Genomic DNA, 16,704 nt, shown 5'->3' with positions numbered 1-16,704 from the left:
CGTTCCCCCGATCGCCAAAGTCACGATCGCAGCGCTCTGCACCCACCCCTGTCCACGACCAAACTGCACGCTCGTCCCCGTCAATTCCGCGCCCGTGACGCATCTCTGGTTGTGAGTTCAACACCGGGCAGGTGCAACTTCACAACCAAGATTGGGGATTTAAGGCCAAGTATACTCTGTAAGTGACTGAAATAACACGCTTTCTAACAATCCCCAAACAATTCAGCACAATGCCGCAACATTCCACACGCGATACGTATGGTCGGCGCGCCCCTCCCTGCGCCTTGGCAAAGAGCGGATCGAATATTTCCACCGCCGCCGCGCGTTCCGGTGCGTCCATCCGCGCCAACGCCCGCTGCCTGGCGTCTTCATCCCGGTGCCGTGTGACCGGAGAGGAGAAGAGGCGCATGGAGCGCAGGGAATCCAGTTTCCTCAAAGCCGATTCGGCGGCGACCTTTCGTTCCTCGCTTTCGAAAATGCGCTCGGAACGCCTGGACAAGATCCCCTTGATCGATGTGTTGATCTCGGATTTCTGCGAGGCAAGGATCGTGATCGGTGCGCCGTCGAAGCGCTTCTGCGCTTCCGCCAGAAGGACGACTCCCTGTGACGGGCCACCCGCCCGTTCGGCTTCAAGACGCGCCTGATTGAGCTGGTTCACCGTCTCCACCGCCGAAATCGATCGGGCGGTCAACCTCCTGGAAAAGGCGCTGCACGAAAGCCGCGACGAACTCGCCGCCGCCAAGGCGGCCTGACCCTAACGGTCGCTTCCAGGTCTCCAAGCCCCGGAGGCGATAGCAGAAGCCGCCCCCTTGGGACGGCTTCGTGGCCACGTCAGTCAGAATGCGGGAAAGCGGATGCTCCTGACTTTAGCTATGGGCCAACTCCAGCCGGCAACCGACAAGGTAAGCGGCGAAGCTTCAACTGACCGATGCTAATTCCGAACCTCGGAGCCATGCCGTCGGAAGCTGCTGGATGGCCCAGCGCTTCTCGACGGCGACAAGGACCTCAAGCTGCTTGATTTTGGCCTCGGCTGGATCCCGCGTACCGAAACTCTGCTTCTCCTCGGTCTTGCCGAGCAGGATCCGGAGCTCGTCCGGGACGCACTTGCGGAACCAGTAGATGCCGGTCTTGGGATGCTTCCAAGAGCGCGACATTGCGAGAGCCATTGCGTACCACCCGCGTGTACCACTCGGGCGGCTACAAGCCACTGATTTTTCAGAACTATTTTTGGATCAAACCCTTAGCGGGATGATGGCGGACAGGGAGGGATTTGAACCCCCGATACCCTTGCGGGTATGCCGCATTTCGAGTGCGGTGCATTCAACCTCTCTGCCACCTGTCCGCGGTCGCTCTGGTCGAAGCGGGCTGGTTACTACACAACGCGCCCCCTTCGCACAAGCCTTTCCGGTGCGATGCGGAACGAAGCCTGTCACAGCCCTGAAATCCTTTGCCTCCATGCTGCTTTTTCTTGACGGCTCGCCCATGCGCGACTAGGAAGCGGCGTCCGGCGTGGGGAAACCCGCGCCTGATCTCTTTTGGCTGCCGCCGACGGCGCCGCTTCGATGCGGCCGGCTCAGCGGGCTTTAAAGAGCAAACCCGACCACGCAACCGACTGCCAAAAAGCCGTCCCGCGTGCGCCCTCCTCAGGGCTCATGACAGGGCGGGGCTCAACCTGGAGAACACTAAGATGTTCGCAGTCATCAAGACCGGCGGCAAGCAATTCCGCGTTGCCGCCAATGACCGCATTACGATCGCCAAGCTCGAGGGCAACCCGGGCGACACCGTCGCTTTCGGCTCCGTGCTGATGCTGACCGACGGCGAGAAGTCGACGATCGGCGCGCCTTTCCTCGGTGACATCACCGTCGCCGGCGAGATCGTCGAGCAGACCCGCGGCGAGAAGGTCATCGCCTTCAAGAAGCGCCGCCGCCAGAATTCCAAGCGCAAGCGCGGCTTCCGTGCCGAGCTGACCGTGGTGCGCATCACCGACATCCTCACCGGCGGCAAGAAGCCGGAGATGAAGAAGGGGGAAGCTGCTCCCGTCGCGCTCAAGGCCGGCAGCGAAACCGTCAAGGGCAAGGCTTCGGCCAAGACCGCTGCGGCCAAGCCTGCCAAGGCCAAGGCGGAAGCCAAGGCCGAGGGCCTCGACGCCTCCAACCTCTCGCTGATCTCGGGCGTCGGCCCGACCATCGAGAAGAAGCTGCGCGCCGCCGGCATCACCTCCTGGAACGACATCGCCGCCTGGAGCGAGGCCGATGTCGCCAAGTGGGACGAGGAGCTCAAGCTCCGTGGCCGCGCCACCCGCGAGGAGTGGGTCGAGCAGGCCAAGGAACTGCTCGCCGGCAAGCCGCCGCGGGCCAAGGCCGATCAGGCGGAACTCGCCTCCGGCGAAGACTACTGACCGGCGCTGACAGGTTCAGCGCAGCTTCACGCCCGGTCGGGGTGGCTTCTGCCGCCGATTCGGGTTACATGAACTGAAGAGTTTTTGAGGTAGGGCGTTATGGCTCACAAAAAAGCAGGCGGCTCGTCGCGCAATGGTCGCGACTCCGAAGGCAGGCGTCTCGGCGTGAAGCGTTTCGGCGACCAGGCGGTCGTGCCGGGCAACATCATTATCCGCCAGCGCGGAACCAAATGGCATGCCGGCGTGAACGTCGGCATGGGCAAAGACCATACGCTCTTTGCCACCGCCAACGGTCGCGTCCGATTCACGACGAAGCTCGGCCGAGCTTTCGTGAACGTAGTCCCGGCCCAAGTGGCCGCAGAATAAACGGCGGATAGGGAATGTTCTCGATCCGCCGGTTCCATCGAACCGGACGGATCAAGGGAATAAAGACCCCAAGCGGGTTTCCCGAAGGTCAAGCGAGGGGGAGATGGGACCAAAGCCCATCTCCCCCTTTCGTTTGCGCCGACGGAGAGACCCGATGTTCCCCGAATTGACGAGAGACGACGTCTTCCGGCTCGAGACCAGGCGGCTTTGGCTGCGCTGGCCGCGGATCGCCGATGCCACCGCCATCCTGCGCCTCGCCGGCGAAAAGGCCGTCGCGGAAATGACGGCCTCGATCCCGCATCCCTATCCGACGCAGGCGGCCGACCCCTTCGTCTTCGCGACGCGCAAGGGCAATGCCCTCGGCGAGCATCTCGTGCTGGCGATCACCCCGCGCGAGAAGCCGAACGAGCTGATCGGCATGATCGGTGCGCACAAGCAGGCGACCGGGCGGCCCTTCATCGGCTACTGGCTCGGCACGCCGCACTGGAACAAGGGCTATGCCACCGAGGCGGTGCAGGCGCTGATCGACACCATGTTCTCGCTGGTCGAGATCGATGCGATCGAGGCCGACACCCGCGTCATCAACCCGGCCTCGCGCCGGGTGCTGGAGAAGAGCGGCTTTCGGCAGGAAGGCTCCTTCCTCAAGTCGCTTCCGGCGCGCGGCGGCCTCTTCCCCTGCGAGCAGTTCCGGCTCGACCGCTCGACCTGGGCGGCGCTGAAGAGCTGGAGTGTGTCCGGCTGGGCCCCGCTGCCGGCGGCCGAACAGCAGCAGCAGGCGGAAAGCCGCAGCGAAGAGCCTTGCCTTGCCTGAAACGCTCGGTCCCGCCCTCGGAGGGCGGGACCGAGGGACTTCGTTACCGCATCAGCCCGGCTGAGCGCAGCGCGTCCTCGATGACCTTGCGAACGCCCATGGCAGCCGCCTGCTGTGAGCCTGCAGAACCGGCATGCGATGACGCTTTATCCGATGACGTTTTACTTGGGCCAACCGGCGCGACGCCCGCAATCGCAGGCTCCGGGAGCGACGCCGCAGCAGTTGCAGATCGCGGCACGGAATCGGCCGCTTCCGGCGAGAGATTCCAGAACCGGGCGATCCGGCGTGTCGAGGAAATCCCGGCAGCCAGGATGAACGGGCCGCTCCGGCCAATGCCGTCGCCGGCGATCGGCGTACCATGGCCCATTCCAGCGATCGTGTATTCCTCGATCAGGTCGCGGCCCGCTGCGTCCCGCCAGGCGCGTCGGCGATGGCCGTCCACCGATTCGCTCATCGACGGTTCGGCAGGCAGGCCGTGAACCCCGCGCCATTGCGCGATGAGCGCCGCGGCATTGGCGGGGGCGACGGTGCGATCGGCGCTGCCCTGCCAGATCGAGAGCGTCGGCCAGGGCCCTTCGTGCTGCGAGGCGGAGCTCACCAGATCCTGCAGCCGCTGCTCGCCGGGCAGCCCATGGGCGCGCATGCGGTCGAAGGCTTCGGGAATGGTCGCCGCGACTCCGTAGGGCAGCCCGGCGATGATCGCGCCACCGGCGAAGAGCTCCGGATAAGTCGCGAGCATGACACCGGCCATGGCCCCGCCCGCCGACAATCCGGTGATGAAGACCCGGCTCCGATCGAGCCCATGGCGCGCGATCATGGTCTCGATCATCTGGCTGATCGACAGCGCCTCGCCCTTGCCGCGCCGCGTATCACCGGGCTCGAACCAGTTGAAGCAAAGATTGGCGTTGTTGGCGCGCTGCTGCTCGGGAAGCAGCAGCGCAAAGCCGTCGCGCTCGGCCAGGGTCGACCAACCGGAGCCGAGATCGTAGCCGGAAGCGGTCTGGGTGCAACCATGCAGCACCACGACGAGCGGCGCGCCGGCAGGAAGCTCGCGCGGGACATATGTCCTGGCGAGCAGCGCGCCGGGATTGCTGCCGAAATCCGGCAAGGTACCGAGATGGCCAGGCGCATCGACGCCCGCCCCAGCTCCCAGCTGCGTGCGATAGGCCGATAGCCGGGCGATCGTGTCGGAGAGCTTTCGCATCGTCATGACCCTTGACTCGTCAGCCGCCGGAGTGGCGCTGGCAGGTGACAACGCCTGAAATGGGCATTCGTTGCTGCACTGCAACATAATTCTGCACGAACTGCGTCACCGCCTGTCCCGAGCAGCATCGCAGCGCATTGCTCTCCAGCGCTCATGCGACTACCTACTCCTCCATGAAATTCCTCGACCAAGCCAAGATCTATGTGAAGGCCGGCGACGGTGGCGCCGGTTGCGTCTCGTTCCGGCGCGAGAAGTTCATCGAGTTCGGCGGGCCCAATGGCGGCGATGGCGGGCGCGGCGGCGACATCGTGATCGAATGCGTGCAGGGACTGAACACCCTGATCGATTTCCGCTTCCAGCAGCATTTCAAGGCCAGGATCGGCGAGCACGGCATGGGCAAGGATCGGCACGGTGCCAATGGCACGCCGATCGTGCTCAAGGTGCCGCCGGGAACCGAGGTGCTCGATGAGGACGGTGAGACGCTGATCGCCGACCTGACCGAGCCCGGCCAGCGCTTTACCCTGTGCAAGGGCGGCAATGGCGGCTTCGGCAACGCCTATTTCAAGACTTCGACCAACCAGGCGCCGCGCCATGCCAATCCCGGCCTGCCGGGCGAGGAGCGCTGGGTCTGGCTGCGCCTCAAGCTGATCGCCGATGCCGGCCTCGTCGGCCTGCCCAATGCCGGCAAGTCGACCTTCCTCGCCACGGTGACGGCGGCGAAGCCGAAGATCGCCGATTATCCCTTCACCACACTCCATCCCGGCCTCGGCGTCGTTCGCGTCGATGCCCGCGAGATGGTGCTCGCCGACATCCCCGGCCTGATCGAGGGCGCGCATGAAGGCCATGGCCTCGGCGACCGCTTCCTCGGCCATATCGAGCGCTGCCGTGTGCTGCTGCACCTCGTCGAGGGCACCACCGAGCATGCCGGCAAGGCCTACAAGACGGTACGCAAGGAACTCGCCGCCTATGGCGCAGATCTCGACGGGAAACCGGAGATCGTGGCGCTCTCCAAGGTCGATGCGCTGACGCCGGAGGTACGCAAGGAGCAGCTCGCCCGCCTGAAGCGCGCCGCCGGACGCACGCCGATCGCGCTCTCGGCCGCATCGGGCGAAGGCGTCGAGGCGGCACTGCGTGCCGTCTTTGCCATCGTGGAGGAAGCGCGCGCCCAGGAAGCCAAGGATGAGGCGCCGGCTGAGGACATCGGCTGGCATCCTTGACCGCCGTTCATAGGTCCGGCTTGCGCAAAGATCGATCCTGGTCTTGAACTCGGTTTATCGCCGCGACCGGACAAGCCCCGCCATGAGCCGACAGACCATCCTCACCGTCTCCATGTCCGTCCTGGCGGCTGGCTCTGCTTTGGCCCAGGCACCGGCGCAGCGGCCTGCCCCGCAACGGCCGGCCCAGGCGCAGACCGCACCGGCTCAGGCCCAGACGGCACCCGCCCCCGGCGCCGTCTCCCAACCCGACAACACCACCGCGACCTATGGCGACTGGGTGATGCGCTGCCAGTCGAGCGTCGCCGCCCGCGTCTGCGAGATCGTCCAGACGCTGGAGCAACAGGGCCAGCGTGGCCCGATCGCGCTCGTTGCGATCGGCCGGCCTGTCAAGGACGAGCCGATCAAGCTGGTGATCCAGGTTCCGCCTAACCTGTCGCTCGGCGACAAGGCCAGCGTGCGCGTCACCGTCGCCGACAAGGACGAAGCGCTTGCCGTGTTCCAGCGCTGCCTGCCCGGCGGCTGCTTCGCTGAAGCCAGTCTGAGCGACGAGGTCTTCAAGCGCTGGCGCGGTTTCGGTGAGGCCGGCCAGATGCGCTATCTCGACGCCGCCAAGCGCGAGGTCGCACTGCCGCTCTCCTTCCGCGGTTTCCCTGCCGCGGCCGAGGCGTTGCAGCGCGAGCCATAAGTGGCATCATGCTCGGGCTTGCCCCGAGCATCTCAAGCCGGAAGAGGCGCTGCCCAGCGCCTCTTCGTCACGAGATTCCCGGGTCTGCGCTTCGCTTCGCCTGAGAATGACGCTTCGGCTCAATGCGCGCCGGTCGGCCTTGCGTCACGCAGCGTGGTCAGCGCGACCGCGATGCAGAACACCATGCCGGCGATCGCGATCAGCGCGACCGCGTGGAAGCCGGTCATGAAGGCCTCGCGCGCCGCCTGGAGCAGATGGGCCGACTGGTCCGGCGCCAGTTGCTCCGCCGCCGCCAGCGCCCCGCCGAGCGTCGAACGTGCCGGCGCGAGCGTCGCGCCGTCGACGCCCGCGACCGAGAGATTCGCCATGCCCTGGCGATAGAGCGCCGTGCCCAGGCTGCCGAAAACAGCAATCCCCAGCGCACCGCCGAGCTCGATGCTGGTCTCGGACATGGCGGAGGCAGCGCCTGCTCGCTCCTGCGGCGCCGAACCGACCACGATGCCGGTCGTCAGTGCGATCACCGGCGTGAAGCCGATCGAGAACATGACCGAGGCAGCAACGATCTGGACAAGGTTCGGCGCGAAGGCCAGCCAGACGAAGCCGAGTCCCGACAGTATCATGCCGCCAGCCATCAGCGTCGCCGGCTTGAAGCGCACGGACAGCGGCGTCACCGCGAAGGAGGCGAGCGTGAAGGCGATCGCCGACGGCAATGACCAGATGCCCGCCTCAAGCGGCGTCAGCCCGGCCACCATCTGCAGGTACTGCGCCACGAAGATGAAGCTGCCGAACATCACCATGATGCCGGCGAGATTGATCGCCAGCGCCGCGCGGAAAGCGGGAATCCCGAACAAAGTGAGGTCGACCATCGGATCGGCGAGATGTTTCTGCCGGCGCGCGAACACCACGCCGAGCGCGAGCCCTGCGACGATGCAAGCGGCGGCATAGGCCGAGAGCCCGAACTCGGCCCAGTGCTTCACGCCGTAGATCACCGGCAGGATCGCCGCCAGCGAGAGCAGCGCGCTGGCGATGTCGAGGCGGCCCGCCTGTGGCGCCTTGTATTCCGGCAGCAGGATCGGGCCGATGACGAGCAGGACCAGCATCGGCGGCACCGCGATCAGGAAGACCGAGCCCCACCAGAAATATTCGATCAGCACACCGCCGATCAGCGGGCCGATCACGGCGCCGGCCGAAAAGCTGGCGATCCACATCGAGATCGCGAAGGTGCGCTCGGTCTCGTCCTCGAACATCACCGCGATCAGCGACAGCGTCGAGGGCGCCAGCGTCGCCCCGGCGATACCGAGCAGGGCGCGCGTCACGATCAGCATCTCGGCGCTGGTCGAGAAGGCAGCGACGGTCGAGGCCACGCCGAAGGCGGCCGCGCCGATCAGCAGGAGCTTGCGCCGGCCGATCCGGTCACCGAGCGTGCCCATCGTCATCAGGAAGCCGGCGACCATGAAGCCGTAGATGTCGATGATCCAGAGCAACTGCCCCGCCGATGGCTTCAGCTCGCGCATCAGCGTCGGCACGGCAAGGTTCAGGACCGTCAGGTCCATCGAATAGATCATGCAGGGGAAGGCGATGGCGATCAGGCCCAGCCATTCGCGGCGTGTGGCCTTGCGCGCTGGCACGGCGGCGGGAGTCGAAGTCGTCACGGCAAAGTCTCTTTCAATTTTTTAGGCCGGGACACTGCCAATAGAATGTGGCAGCTCCTGTCAGCATCCGCCCGCGGCTCGCGCATGCCCGGTATGCTTGTGCGAGCGCCATGGCGCCCCTTTGGCGCTATGCCGGCCGCTCGCGCCGAAGCAGCAGCGTGTCGTGCCCCAGAAAGCTGACGGCGCGCTCATCGCGGAATCCGAAGCGCCTTGCGAGTCGCAGCGACGGCCCGTTCTCCGGCGCAATCAGGCAGACCGAGCTTTCGTATGCGCGCTGCCCATCGAGCCAGGCCAGCGCGGCGGTGAGCGCCTCGCTCGCGAAGCCCTGGCCATGGGCCCAGCCCGCGAGCACCCAGCCAGCCTCGGGAATGCCACGGATCGACGGCTCGACCGCCCGGTGGAAATCGGCGAAACCGAGATCGCCGACGAAGCGCCCGCTCGCCTTCTCGGTCAGCGCCCAATAGCCGTAGCCGAGCAACGGCCAGAGCCCGCGATAGCGCAGCAGCCGCATCCAGGCGTCCTGCACCGTCGAGGGCTGGCCGATATGGCGCACCACCGCCGCATCGCCCCACATCTGGCAAAGCGGCTCGAAATGCTCGAGGCCATGCAGATCGAGGATGAGGCGCTCGGTCTCGAGGCGAATTGCTCTACCCTTCCGCGAATTGCAGCCGATAGAGGCGCGCATAGGCGCCGTCGCGGGCGATCAGCTCGTCATGGTCGCCGGTCTCGATCACCTTGCCTTCGTCGAGCACGACGATCTGGTCGGCCTCGCGCACGGTCGAGAGTCGATGCGCGATCACGAGCGTGGTCCGGCCCTTGGTCAGCTCCGCCAGCGCCTGCTGCACCAGCCGCTCCGACTGGGTGTCGAGCGCCGAGGTCGCCTCGTCGAGCAACAGGATCGGCGCGTCCTTCAGGACGGCGCGGGCGATGGCGAGACGCTGGCGCTCGCCGCCGGAGAGCCGTGAGCCGCGTTCGCCGACCCGGCTGTCGTAGCCTTCCGGCATCGCCATGATGAAGTCGTGCGCAGCCGCCGCCTTGGCCGCGGCGATGATGTCGCTCTCGCTCGCGCCCGGGCGGCCGAAGCCGATATTGGCGCGCACCGTGTCGTCGAACAGCACGACATCCTGGCTGACCACGCCGATCTGGCTGCGCAGACTGAGCAGGGTCACGTCGCGGGTGTCCTGCCCGTCGATCTCGACCTTGCCCTCTGTGGGATCGTAAAGCCGCGGCACCAGGGCCAGCATGGTCGACTTGCCCGACCCGGAGCGGCCGACCAGCGCCGTGGTCTTGCCGGCCAGGGCCACGAGATCGATTCCCTCGAGCCCGCGCTGGTCGTCGCGATAGCGGAAGCGCAGGTCGCGGAAGGCGACTTCGCCGCCGGTGACCACCAGGGGCTTGGCATCCGGGCGCTGCGTGATCAGCGGCATCTCGTCGATCAGCGCGTAATAGCGCTTCAACGAGGCGCCGGCCTCCTGGACGATGGCGTTGAGATTGCCGAGCGAGCGCATCGGCTGGGCCGCGAGCAGCAGCGCCGAAACATAGCCGGTGAAGTCGCCGACGGTGGAGGTGCCCGAGGTGATACGCACGCCAATCGCAGCGAGCACGCCCGCGACCGCGATGCCACCGGCGACCTCGAGCAGCGGATCGAGCCGGCCGCGGGCATTGGCCGCCTTCATCTTCAGCGTCCGAATCGTCTCGAAGGCGGAGGCAGCGCGGTCCTTGAGATACGGCTCGAGCGAATCGGTCTTGGCGACGCGCGCGCCCTGCAGGCTCTCAGTGACCAGGCCCGCCATGATGCCGGTCTGCTCCTGCTGCGACATCGCCATCCGGCGCAGCTTCTTGCCGATCCGGCCGATCGGCCGGGCCACGACCGGCGCGATCAGCAGCACCACCGCCGTCATCTTCCAGTCGATCCAGAGCATGGCGCCGACCAGTGCGATCGCCGTCATCACGTCGCGGACCGCGATGTTGACCAGCCGCGTCAGCGCCTCCTTGACGAAGGTGAAGTCGGTGGTGAAGCGCTGGGTGAGCGAGGCGGGATTCTCTCTTTGCAGCTGCGTGAGGTCGGCATCGATCAGATGCGCGTAGAGCGCGCTCTGCATGTCCGCCTCGACCCGGCTGACGACGCTGTTGGTCATCACCGTCTGTGTCAGCAGCGAGAAGCCCTTGATCGCGGTGACGATGACCACGACGACGGCGACGGCATTGACGACGCCGATCTCGATGCCGAGCGATTTCGACACCAGCCGTTCGGCGCGGCGCACGAAACCGGTCGCCTCGGCCCCGATCGGGTCGGCGAAGGCGTCGAACGCCGCCTTGATCAGCAGCGGATAGAAGCTCGTCGTCGCCGCGATGACCACGACGAGGGAGAGGATGGCGAGCATCTGCGGCAGGTATTGCCGTCCGCGCTCACGCCAGACTCGGGCAAAGAGCGCAAGGGTGTCGTCGGTGACGCGGCCGATCTTCATGGGGCGCGGCCTAACATGGCCGCCATGCGAGCGCCACTGCCGGTCTTGCTCCGGACACGAACCTGACGTCCGATAGCCATGAGTTGATTCACCAGATTCGAGAGCCCATGCCCCTTTCTCCGCCGGCCCGGGCCGGACAGTCCTTCGCCGAGATCGATACCCCCGCCTTGATCATCGATCTCGACGCCTTCGAGCGGAATCTCGTCACCATGGCGGCCTTCGCCGAGGCGAGCGGCCTGCGCCTGCGCCCGCACGCCAAGACGCATAAGAGCCCCGAGATCGCCCTGCGCCAGATCGCCCATGGCGCGGTCGGGCAATGCTGCCAGAAGGTCGGTGAAGCCGAGATCCTGGTCGCCGGCGGCGTCACCGACGTGCTCGTCACCAACGAGATCGCCGGCGCCGCCAAGCTCGACCGGCTGGCCAAGCTCGCCCGTGATGCCCGCATCGGGCTCTGCGTCGACCATATCGACGGCGTACGCGAGGCAGCCGAGGCTGCGGCCCGCAGCGACGTCGTCCTCGATGTGCTGGTCGAGCTCGACATTGGCGGTCGGCGCTGCGGCGTCGCGCCCGGCGAGGCGGCGGTGCGGCTCGCCGAGGCGGTGGCGCGCAGCAACACGCTGCGCTTCCGGGGCGTGCAGGCCTATCACGGCTCGGCCCAGCACATGCGCTCGATCGACGAGCGCAGCGAGGCGATCGAGCGCGCCGGCCTGCTCACCCGCAATGCGATCGAGCGCCTCGCCCAGGCCGGCCTCGCCTGCGAGACCGTTGGCGGTGCCGGTACCGGCACCTTCGAGCTGGAGAGCCGCTCCGGCATCTGGAACGAGCTGCAATGCGGCTCCTACATCTTCATGGACGCCGACTATGCCCGCAATCGCATGGCCGACGGCTCGACCTTCCACACCTTCCAGCATGCGCTGTTCGTGCTCGCGGGCGTGATGAGCAAGCCGGTGCCGGATCGCGCCATCGTCGATGTCGGCCACAAGGCAGCCGCGGTCGATTCCGGCATGCCGGTGCCGTGGCAGCGCGACGGCGTGATCTACACCAAGCCGTCCGACGAGCACGGCATCCTGACCGGCGACCCGGTCGCCGTGCCGCACCGCGGCGACCGGGTCCTGCTCGTGCCCGGCCATTGCGACCCGACCGTCAACCTGCACGACTGGTATGTCTGCGTGCGCGGGCTCAGCGGCCCCGACGCCCATGTCGAGGCGGTCTGGCCGGTCGCAGGTCGTGGGGCGCTCACCTGATCCGAGGGGCCTAATGCTCGCCGAGCTGGCGCTGCGAGCCCTGTCCCCGGCCGCGCCAATGGCGCGCCGGTTCGGCCTGCTGAAGGAAGGCATATCGCTCTGGTCGCGCGGCCGGCGCCAGCGCAAGGCCTGGGAGCCGCATCAGGCCCGCTGCCGCGCCATCATCGCTGAGGTCGCGGCCGCACTACCGAGGCGGCGCAAGGTCGTGGTGCTCGGCTCCGGCCCGGCCCGCGACATCCCGCTGGAGACGCTTTGCGCGAGCTTCGACGAGGTCGTGCTCGTCGACATCGTCCATCTGCCGCTGCTGCGCTTGAAGCTCTGGCGGCAGGCGAAGGTCAGCCTGCTCAGCCGCGACCTCACCGGCGCGATGGCCTGGCTCGCCGGCGAGGCCGGCAGCCGGCAGGACCCGCTCGCCGACCTCATCGCCGACGGCAGCGTCGATCTTGTCGTCTCCGCCAACCTGCTCTCGCAGCTCGCCTGGCCGGTGGCCGACTGGCTCGAGGACAATCCCGCCCGCGCTGCCGCTTTGCCCTGCGATCTTCCGGCCCGTTGCATCGCCTGGCATCTCGACGACCTCTCCCGCTTCAAGGGCCATGTCTGCCTGATCAGCGATGTCGAGATGGTCGAGCGCGACCGCGAAGGCGCGATCCGTGAGCGGCTCGACCTGACGCACGGCGTCGCGCTTCCGAAGGAGGATGAGAGCTGGCTCTGGCCCGTCGCGCCCTTCGGCGAAGCCGAACGCGACCGGGAGTATGTGCACAAGGTCTGTGCGTGGAGACGATTCGGCATAGAGAACCCTTCTCCCCTCGGGGGAGAAAGTCCGGCAGGGGATGAGGGCAGCGCGACAGGGTGAGGCGAGAGCAGGCTTAGCCTGTCCTTCTCTCATCTGTCAGCGCTTCGCGCTGCCACCGTCCCCCCGAGGGGAGAAGGGTTTTCTGTTTCACCCCAGCGCCAACCGCCGCCTGACGATCTCGGCGTGGAAGCGCGCCCCGTGGATCAACCCCCTGTCGTCGAAATCGTAGCGCGGACTGTGCAGCGGGGCGCTGTCGCCATTGCCGACGAAGGAAAAGCAGCCCGGCACATGCGCAAGGAAGCGGGCGAAGTCTTCCGAGCCGGTGAAGGGCTCCGACACGACCGAGACATTCTCGGGACCGAGCACGGCCTGCGCCGCCTCCAGCGCCGCTTCGGTCTGGGCCGGCTGGTTCAGCAGCGGCACGAATTCGCGCGTGTAGCTGACCGATTGCTCGACGTTGTAGGCGCGGGCGATGCCCTCGCTGATCACGCGCATCTGCGCCTCGATCTCGGCGCTGACCTCGGGGTGGAAGCTGCGGGCATCGCCGAGGATGCGCGCCTGCCCCGGCAGGGCGTTGCGGGTGCCGTCGGTGATCAGCTCCGTCACCGACACCACGGCGATCTGAGCTGGGCTGAGGCGCCGCGAGACGATGGTCTGCAGGCTGGTGACCAAGGCGCAGGCGGCGACGAGCGTCTCGTTGCCGACATGGGGGCGGGCGGCATGGCCGCCGATGCCGGTGAGGACGATCTCGAAATTATCCTCCGCCGACATGATCGGCCCAATACGGGTCTGGAACTTACCGACCGGCAGCCTCGGCGCATTGTGCAGCCCGTAGATCTCCTCGAACGGGAAGCGCTCCAGCAACCCGTCATCGAGCATGGCGAGCGCACCGCGACCCCATTCCTCGGCCGGCTGGAAGACGAAGCGCACGGTGCCGTTAAAGCCGCCATCCGCCGCCAGGAGCTTGGCGGCCCCGAGCAGCATGGCGGTGTGCCCGTCATGACCGCAGGCGTGCATGACGCCGGGGCTCTGCGAGCGGTGCGGCAGCTCGCCCTGCTCTGGGATGCGCAAGGCATCCATGTCGGCCCGCAGCGCGATCGCCCGGTTGCCGCTGCCGCGCTTCAGCGTGCCGACCACGCCGGTACCGCCGACGCCCTCGGCGACGTCGTCGAAGCCGAATTCGCGCAGCTTGCCAGCCACGAAGGCGCTGGTGCGCGTCTCCTCGAAGCCGAATTCCGGATGGGCGTGCAGGTCGCGCCGCCAGGCGGTCATCTCCTGCACGAGTGTGTCGAGATCGATCGTCAAGGGTCGCCCCTGCCTGCTGCAACGGCCTGAAGACTATGCTGGCGCCGGCGCAACAGGCGCTGCAATTGCTCGCCCGATTTGCAAGCTTGTTTCGCAAGCGTCCGCTCAGCGGTTCAGCCGCACTGCCCCGCTGGTCGAGAGGTCGTAGCCACCGAATTCTGCCGCCCGCGCTACCATGTCGGGGCCGCGCATCCAGGCGAGCAGCTTTTGCGTCGCCGGCTCGAAATAGCTCCGCCGACGCAGCACGAGATCGAGGTGTTCCCAGACCATCGGCAGGAAGGCAAGGCCGAAGGCCATGGCGATGGCGCGCGCAGCGATGCCGCAATCGGCGCGGCCGGAACGGATCGCCAGCGCCAGATCCTGGCCGGTGGCACAGACGCCATCCGCGACGATCATCCTGCCGGACGGAACACCGCCGCGCTCCAAGAGGCTCATCAGCAGCAATTGTGCGCCGGCGCCGCGCTGACGCTGGGCGAAGCGGGCGCCCTTCGTAATCGCCGTGCCGAGCCCGTCGATCCCGAGCGGGTTGTCGGGCGCGATCAGCAGCCCCTGCTCGCGCCGGGCGAAATTGATCACCACCGCATCGTGCAGGGAAGGCTCGGCGCGGATCGCAGCGAGGTTGGCAGCGTCGTCATCCGGCGTCGCATGCAGATGCAGCGCGGCGATGGCGACCTCGTTGCGGACGAGCCGGTCGAGCCCGGCCTGCGAGCCCTCGGCGAGCAGCGCCAGCCCGCAGCCGGATTCACGGATGGCGAGCTCCAGCAGCGAATCCTGGCTGCCGCCGACGATCGGTGGCGGCGGGACCGCGTCGAACCCGGCCGGTCGCGACAGCCCGGCTTCCAGCCAGCGATCAAGCCCGGCGCGCGGGAACAGCCATTTGCCGGAGACCTTGGTGCAGGGCACAGCACCCTGCCCGACCAGCTCGTAGAGCTTGCGGTCCTTGAGGCGCAGATAACTGGCCGCTTCTTCTGTCGTAAGCCAGACCTGATCCTGCATCAGCCTGCGTTTGCCTGCGCTAGTTACGCTGTTGGCATTTCGTCGCATTGAACTCTACCAATTGCAAATGCTTGCATTCTCAAGGCGAGCGCACGGGAGCAGGCTTTGGACGTCGGCGCGATCTTTCAGGCGGCATTTGCCCTGGTGGTCGGGCTCGATCCCGGTTTCCTCGGCATCGTCTTCCTGTCGCTGCGCGTGACGCTCACCGCCGTGCTGATCGCGGCGCTGATCGGCCTGCCGCTCGGGGCGGCACTGGCGCTGGCGCGCTTTCCCGGCCGCGCGGCCATCATCGTCTGCCTGAACGCACTGATGGGGCTGCCGCCCGTCGTCGCCGGCCTTGCCGTCTTCCTCTTGCTCTCGCGCTCCGGCCCGCTCGGCCCGCTCGGCCTGCTGTTCACACCGACCGCGATGATCATCGCGCAGGTGATCCTCGTCCTGCCGATCGTGATCGCGCTGACCCGGCAGGTGATCGAGGACCTCTGGGGCGAGTATCGCGACCATCTGCGCTCGGTCGGCCTCGAAGGGCTGCGCGCGATTCCGACCCTGCTCTTCGACGGACGCTTTGCGCTGGCGACGGCGCTGCTCGCCGGCTTCGGCCGAGCCAGCGCCGAGGTCGGCGCCGTCCTGATCGTCGGCGGCAACATCGCCGGCTACACCCGCACCATGACGACGGCGATTACGCTCGAGACCTCGAAGGGCGACCTGCCGCTGGCGCTGGGCCTCGGCCTCGTCCTGCTCTCGCTGACGCTCGCGATCAACGCGATCGCCTTCGGCGCCAGCCGTATCGGCGCGCGCTATGCCGGGTGAGCGATCATGCTGAGCGCAACCTCGATCCTGCCGCTCACCGTCGAGGCCGCCGCCTTCTCCGGCGACGGCAAGCTGCTGGTCGAGCCCAACAGCTTCACCATCCCGGCCGGGGGCTTGACCGTGCTGCTCGGACCGAACGGCGCCGGCAAGTCGCTGACCCTGCGCCTCTGCCATGGCCTGCTGACGCCGAGCCGCGGCGCCGTGCGCTGGGCCGCTGGAGCCGAAGGCCGCGCCAAGCGCCATGCCATGGTCTTCCAGAAGCCGATCATGCTGCGCCGCTCGGTCGAGGCCAACATCACCCACGCGCTCGCTGCCGCCGGTGCCAATAGCGCCGAACGCAAGGCACGCGCGGCACAGGCGCTGCAGCGCTTCGGCCTCGCCGAGCGCGCCAGCCAGCCGGCGCGCTTGCTCTCCGGCGGCGAGCAGCAGCGCCTCGCCATCGCCCGCGCCTGGGCGCTGCGTCCCGAATTGCTCTTCCTCGACGAACCGACCTCGCAGCTCGACCCTGCCGCAACGCGCCAGATCGAGGAATTGCTCTCCGGCCTCGTCGCCGAGGGCATCACCGTGATGATGTCGACCCATGATCTCGGCCAGGCCCGGCGCCTGGCCGACCGCGTGCTCTTCCTGCATCGCGGCCGGCTGGTCGAGGACGCACCCGCCAAGGATTTCTTCGCCGGCCCGCATTCGGCCGAGGCCCGCGCCTTCCTCGCCGGCGAACTGCTCTGGTGACCCACAAAGACTAAAGACAGGAGAAACGC

General features: G+C 67.3%; 17 protein-coding genes and 1 tRNA gene. 9 read left to right on the top strand and 9 right to left on the bottom strand.

Annotated features, from left to right (window positions below):
• Nucleotides 1-139: 139 nt before the first annotated feature.
• The 3 genes from ASE66_RS32180 to ASE66_RS20490 all read right to left on the bottom strand — a co-directional run bounded on the left by ASE66_RS32180 (nucleotide 140) and on the right by ASE66_RS20490 (nucleotide 1,342).
• Nucleotides 140-658 carry a hypothetical protein gene (locus ASE66_RS32180; protein ID WP_156412253.1) on the bottom strand — a complete coding sequence of 173 codons (519 nt, stop codon included), beginning with the start codon at nucleotides 656-658 and terminating at the stop codon, nucleotides 140-142.
• Nucleotides 659-917: 259 nt separating this feature from the next.
• A complete protein-coding gene (locus ASE66_RS20495) occupies nucleotides 918-1,154 on the bottom strand; it encodes a DUF6538 domain-containing protein (protein ID WP_057191548.1) in 237 nt (78 codons plus the stop codon).
• Nucleotides 1,155-1,252: 98 nt separating this feature from the next.
• Nucleotides 1,253-1,342: transfer RNA gene (locus ASE66_RS20490), tRNA-Ser, on the bottom strand.
• 345 nt (nucleotides 1,343-1,687) lie between these two features.
• On the opposite strand from ASE66_RS20490, the gene ASE66_RS20485 reads away from it, so the two are divergent.
• The 3 genes from ASE66_RS20485 (at nucleotide 1,688) to ASE66_RS20475 (ending at nucleotide 3,575) form a co-directional block, all read left to right on the top strand.
• Nucleotides 1,688-2,398 (top strand): 50S ribosomal protein L21, encoded by a 711-nt coding sequence (locus ASE66_RS20485; RefSeq protein ID WP_057191547.1) that lies wholly within the window; start codon nucleotides 1,688-1,690, stop codon nucleotides 2,396-2,398.
• A gap of 99 nt (nucleotides 2,399-2,497) precedes the next feature.
• Nucleotides 2,498-2,764 carry a 50S ribosomal protein L27 gene (gene rpmA, locus ASE66_RS20480; RefSeq protein ID WP_057191546.1) on the top strand — a complete coding sequence of 89 codons (267 nt, stop codon included), beginning with the start codon at nucleotides 2,498-2,500 and terminating at the stop codon, nucleotides 2,762-2,764.
• 154 nt (nucleotides 2,765-2,918) lie between these two features.
• Nucleotides 2,919-3,575 (top strand): GNAT family N-acetyltransferase, encoded by a 657-nt coding sequence (locus ASE66_RS20475; RefSeq protein WP_082613600.1) that lies wholly within the window; start codon nucleotides 2,919-2,921, stop codon nucleotides 3,573-3,575.
• Nucleotides 3,576-3,618: 43 nt separating this feature from the next.
• Here ASE66_RS20475 and ASE66_RS20470 read toward each other — a convergent pair whose 3' ends face one another.
• Entirely contained in the window at nucleotides 3,619-4,779 is a 1,161-nt protein-coding gene (locus tag ASE66_RS20470) for an alpha/beta hydrolase family esterase (RefSeq protein ID WP_057191931.1), read from the bottom strand.
• 173 nt (nucleotides 4,780-4,952) lie between these two features.
• Here ASE66_RS20470 and obgE point away from each other — a divergent pair, with 173 nt between their 5' ends.
• Together obgE and ASE66_RS20460 are read left to right on the top strand one after the other, a co-directional pair.
• Nucleotides 4,953-5,996, top strand: coding sequence for a GTPase ObgE (obgE, locus tag ASE66_RS20465; RefSeq protein ID WP_057191545.1), 1,044 nt, complete (start codon nucleotides 4,953-4,955; stop codon nucleotides 5,994-5,996).
• Between the two features lie 82 nt (nucleotides 5,997-6,078).
• Nucleotides 6,079-6,681, top strand: a complete 603-nt coding sequence (locus ASE66_RS20460; RefSeq protein ID WP_057191544.1) for an invasion associated locus B family protein — start codon at nucleotides 6,079-6,081, stop codon at nucleotides 6,679-6,681.
• 119 nt (nucleotides 6,682-6,800) lie between these two features.
• On the opposite strand, the gene ASE66_RS20455 is transcribed toward ASE66_RS20460, so the two are convergent.
• The 3 genes from ASE66_RS20455 to ASE66_RS20445 all read right to left on the bottom strand — a co-directional run bounded on the left by ASE66_RS20455 (nucleotide 6,801) and on the right by ASE66_RS20445 (nucleotide 10,801).
• Complete coding sequence (locus ASE66_RS20455) at nucleotides 6,801-8,333, bottom strand: MFS transporter (protein WP_057191543.1); 1,533 nt, start codon at nucleotides 8,331-8,333, stop codon at nucleotides 6,801-6,803.
• Between the two features lie 127 nt (nucleotides 8,334-8,460).
• The gene (locus ASE66_RS20450) at nucleotides 8,461-9,018 is read right to left on the bottom strand and encodes a GNAT family N-acetyltransferase (protein WP_057191542.1); all 558 of its coding nucleotides are present in this window, start codon (nucleotides 9,016-9,018) and stop codon (nucleotides 8,461-8,463) included.
• Nucleotides 8,981-10,801: an ABC transporter ATP-binding protein gene (locus tag ASE66_RS20445; RefSeq protein ID WP_057191541.1), complete on the bottom strand. Its 1,821-nt coding sequence runs from the start codon at nucleotides 10,799-10,801 to the stop codon at nucleotides 8,981-8,983. The genes ASE66_RS20450 and ASE66_RS20445 overlap by 38 nt, the downstream gene beginning before the upstream one ends.
• Nucleotides 10,802-10,908: 107 nt before the next feature.
• On the opposite strand from ASE66_RS20445, the gene ASE66_RS20440 reads away from it, so the two are divergent.
• Both ASE66_RS20440 and ASE66_RS20435 read left to right on the top strand, forming a co-directional pair.
• Nucleotides 10,909-12,045 carry a DSD1 family PLP-dependent enzyme gene (locus ASE66_RS20440; protein WP_057191540.1) on the top strand — a complete coding sequence of 379 codons (1,137 nt, stop codon included), beginning with the start codon at nucleotides 10,909-10,911 and terminating at the stop codon, nucleotides 12,043-12,045.
• A 13-nt stretch (nucleotides 12,046-12,058) separates the two neighbouring features.
• Nucleotides 12,059-12,898: a hypothetical protein gene (locus ASE66_RS20435; RefSeq protein ID WP_057191539.1), complete on the top strand. Its 840-nt coding sequence runs from the start codon at nucleotides 12,059-12,061 to the stop codon at nucleotides 12,896-12,898.
• An 87-nt stretch (nucleotides 12,899-12,985) separates the two neighbouring features.
• Here ASE66_RS20435 and ASE66_RS20430 read toward each other — a convergent pair whose 3' ends face one another.
• Nucleotides 12,986-14,143 carry an amidohydrolase gene (locus ASE66_RS20430; protein WP_057191538.1) on the bottom strand — a complete coding sequence of 386 codons (1,158 nt, stop codon included), beginning with the start codon at nucleotides 14,141-14,143 and terminating at the stop codon, nucleotides 12,986-12,988.
• Between the two features lie 105 nt (nucleotides 14,144-14,248).
• A complete protein-coding gene (locus ASE66_RS20425; protein WP_057191537.1) occupies nucleotides 14,249-15,139 on the bottom strand; it encodes a helix-turn-helix transcriptional regulator in 891 nt (296 codons plus the stop codon).
• A gap of 105 nt (nucleotides 15,140-15,244) precedes the next feature.
• On the opposite strand from ASE66_RS20425, the gene ASE66_RS20420 reads away from it, so the two are divergent.
• Together ASE66_RS20420 and ASE66_RS20415 are read left to right on the top strand one after the other, a co-directional pair.
• Nucleotides 15,245-15,946, top strand: a complete 702-nt coding sequence (locus tag ASE66_RS20420) for an ABC transporter permease (RefSeq protein WP_413814280.1) — start codon at nucleotides 15,245-15,247, stop codon at nucleotides 15,944-15,946.
• A 6-nt stretch (nucleotides 15,947-15,952) separates the two neighbouring features.
• The gene (locus ASE66_RS20415) at nucleotides 15,953-16,675 is read left to right on the top strand and encodes an ATP-binding cassette domain-containing protein (protein ID WP_057191536.1); all 723 of its coding nucleotides are present in this window, start codon (nucleotides 15,953-15,955) and stop codon (nucleotides 16,673-16,675) included.
• The last annotated feature ends 29 nt before the right edge of the window (nucleotides 16,676-16,704 follow it).

Origin of the sequence: Allobosea sp. Root483D1 (assembly GCF_001429505.1) — a bacterium.
Taxonomy (GTDB): domain Bacteria; phylum Pseudomonadota; class Alphaproteobacteria; order Rhizobiales; family Beijerinckiaceae; genus Allobosea.
The sequence above is the reverse complement of the archived record's forward strand: the minus strand, read 5'-3'. Positions and strand labels throughout refer to the sequence as shown.

Excerpts from the sequence above, each read along its gene's own strand:
- ASE66_RS20440 (WP_057191540.1), top strand. The coding sequence starts at position 10,909 with ATGCCCCTTTCTCCGCCGGCCCGGGCCGGACAGTCCTTCGCCGAGATC.
- ASE66_RS20495 (WP_057191548.1), bottom strand. The coding sequence starts at position 1,154 with ATGTCGCGCTCTTGGAAGCATCCCAAGACCGGCATCTACTGGTTCCGC.
- ASE66_RS20460 (WP_057191544.1), top strand. The coding sequence starts at position 6,079 with ATGAGCCGACAGACCATCCTCACCGTCTCCATGTCCGTCCTGGCGGCT.
- rpmA (WP_057191546.1), top strand. The coding sequence starts at position 2,498 with ATGGCTCACAAAAAAGCAGGCGGCTCGTCGCGCAATGGTCGCGACTCC.
- ASE66_RS20435 (WP_057191539.1), top strand. The coding sequence starts at position 12,059 with ATGCTCGCCGAGCTGGCGCTGCGAGCCCTGTCCCCGGCCGCGCCAATG.
- ASE66_RS20470 (WP_057191931.1), bottom strand. The coding sequence starts at position 4,779 with ATGCGAAAGCTCTCCGACACGATCGCCCGGCTATCGGCCTATCGCACG.
- obgE (WP_057191545.1), top strand. The coding sequence starts at position 4,953 with ATGAAATTCCTCGACCAAGCCAAGATCTATGTGAAGGCCGGCGACGGT.
- ASE66_RS20475 (WP_082613600.1), top strand. The coding sequence starts at position 2,919 with ATGTTCCCCGAATTGACGAGAGACGACGTCTTCCGGCTCGAGACCAGG.
- ASE66_RS20415 (WP_057191536.1), top strand. The coding sequence starts at position 15,953 with ATGCTGAGCGCAACCTCGATCCTGCCGCTCACCGTCGAGGCCGCCGCC.
- ASE66_RS20450 (WP_057191542.1), bottom strand. The coding sequence starts at position 9,018 with ATGCGCGCCTCTATCGGCTGCAATTCGCGGAAGGGTAGAGCAATTCGC.
- ASE66_RS20425 (WP_057191537.1), bottom strand. The coding sequence starts at position 15,139 with ATGCAGGATCAGGTCTGGCTTACGACAGAAGAAGCGGCCAGTTATCTG.
- ASE66_RS20485 (WP_057191547.1), top strand. The coding sequence starts at position 1,688 with ATGTTCGCAGTCATCAAGACCGGCGGCAAGCAATTCCGCGTTGCCGCC.
- ASE66_RS20445 (WP_057191541.1), bottom strand. The coding sequence starts at position 10,801 with ATGAAGATCGGCCGCGTCACCGACGACACCCTTGCGCTCTTTGCCCGA.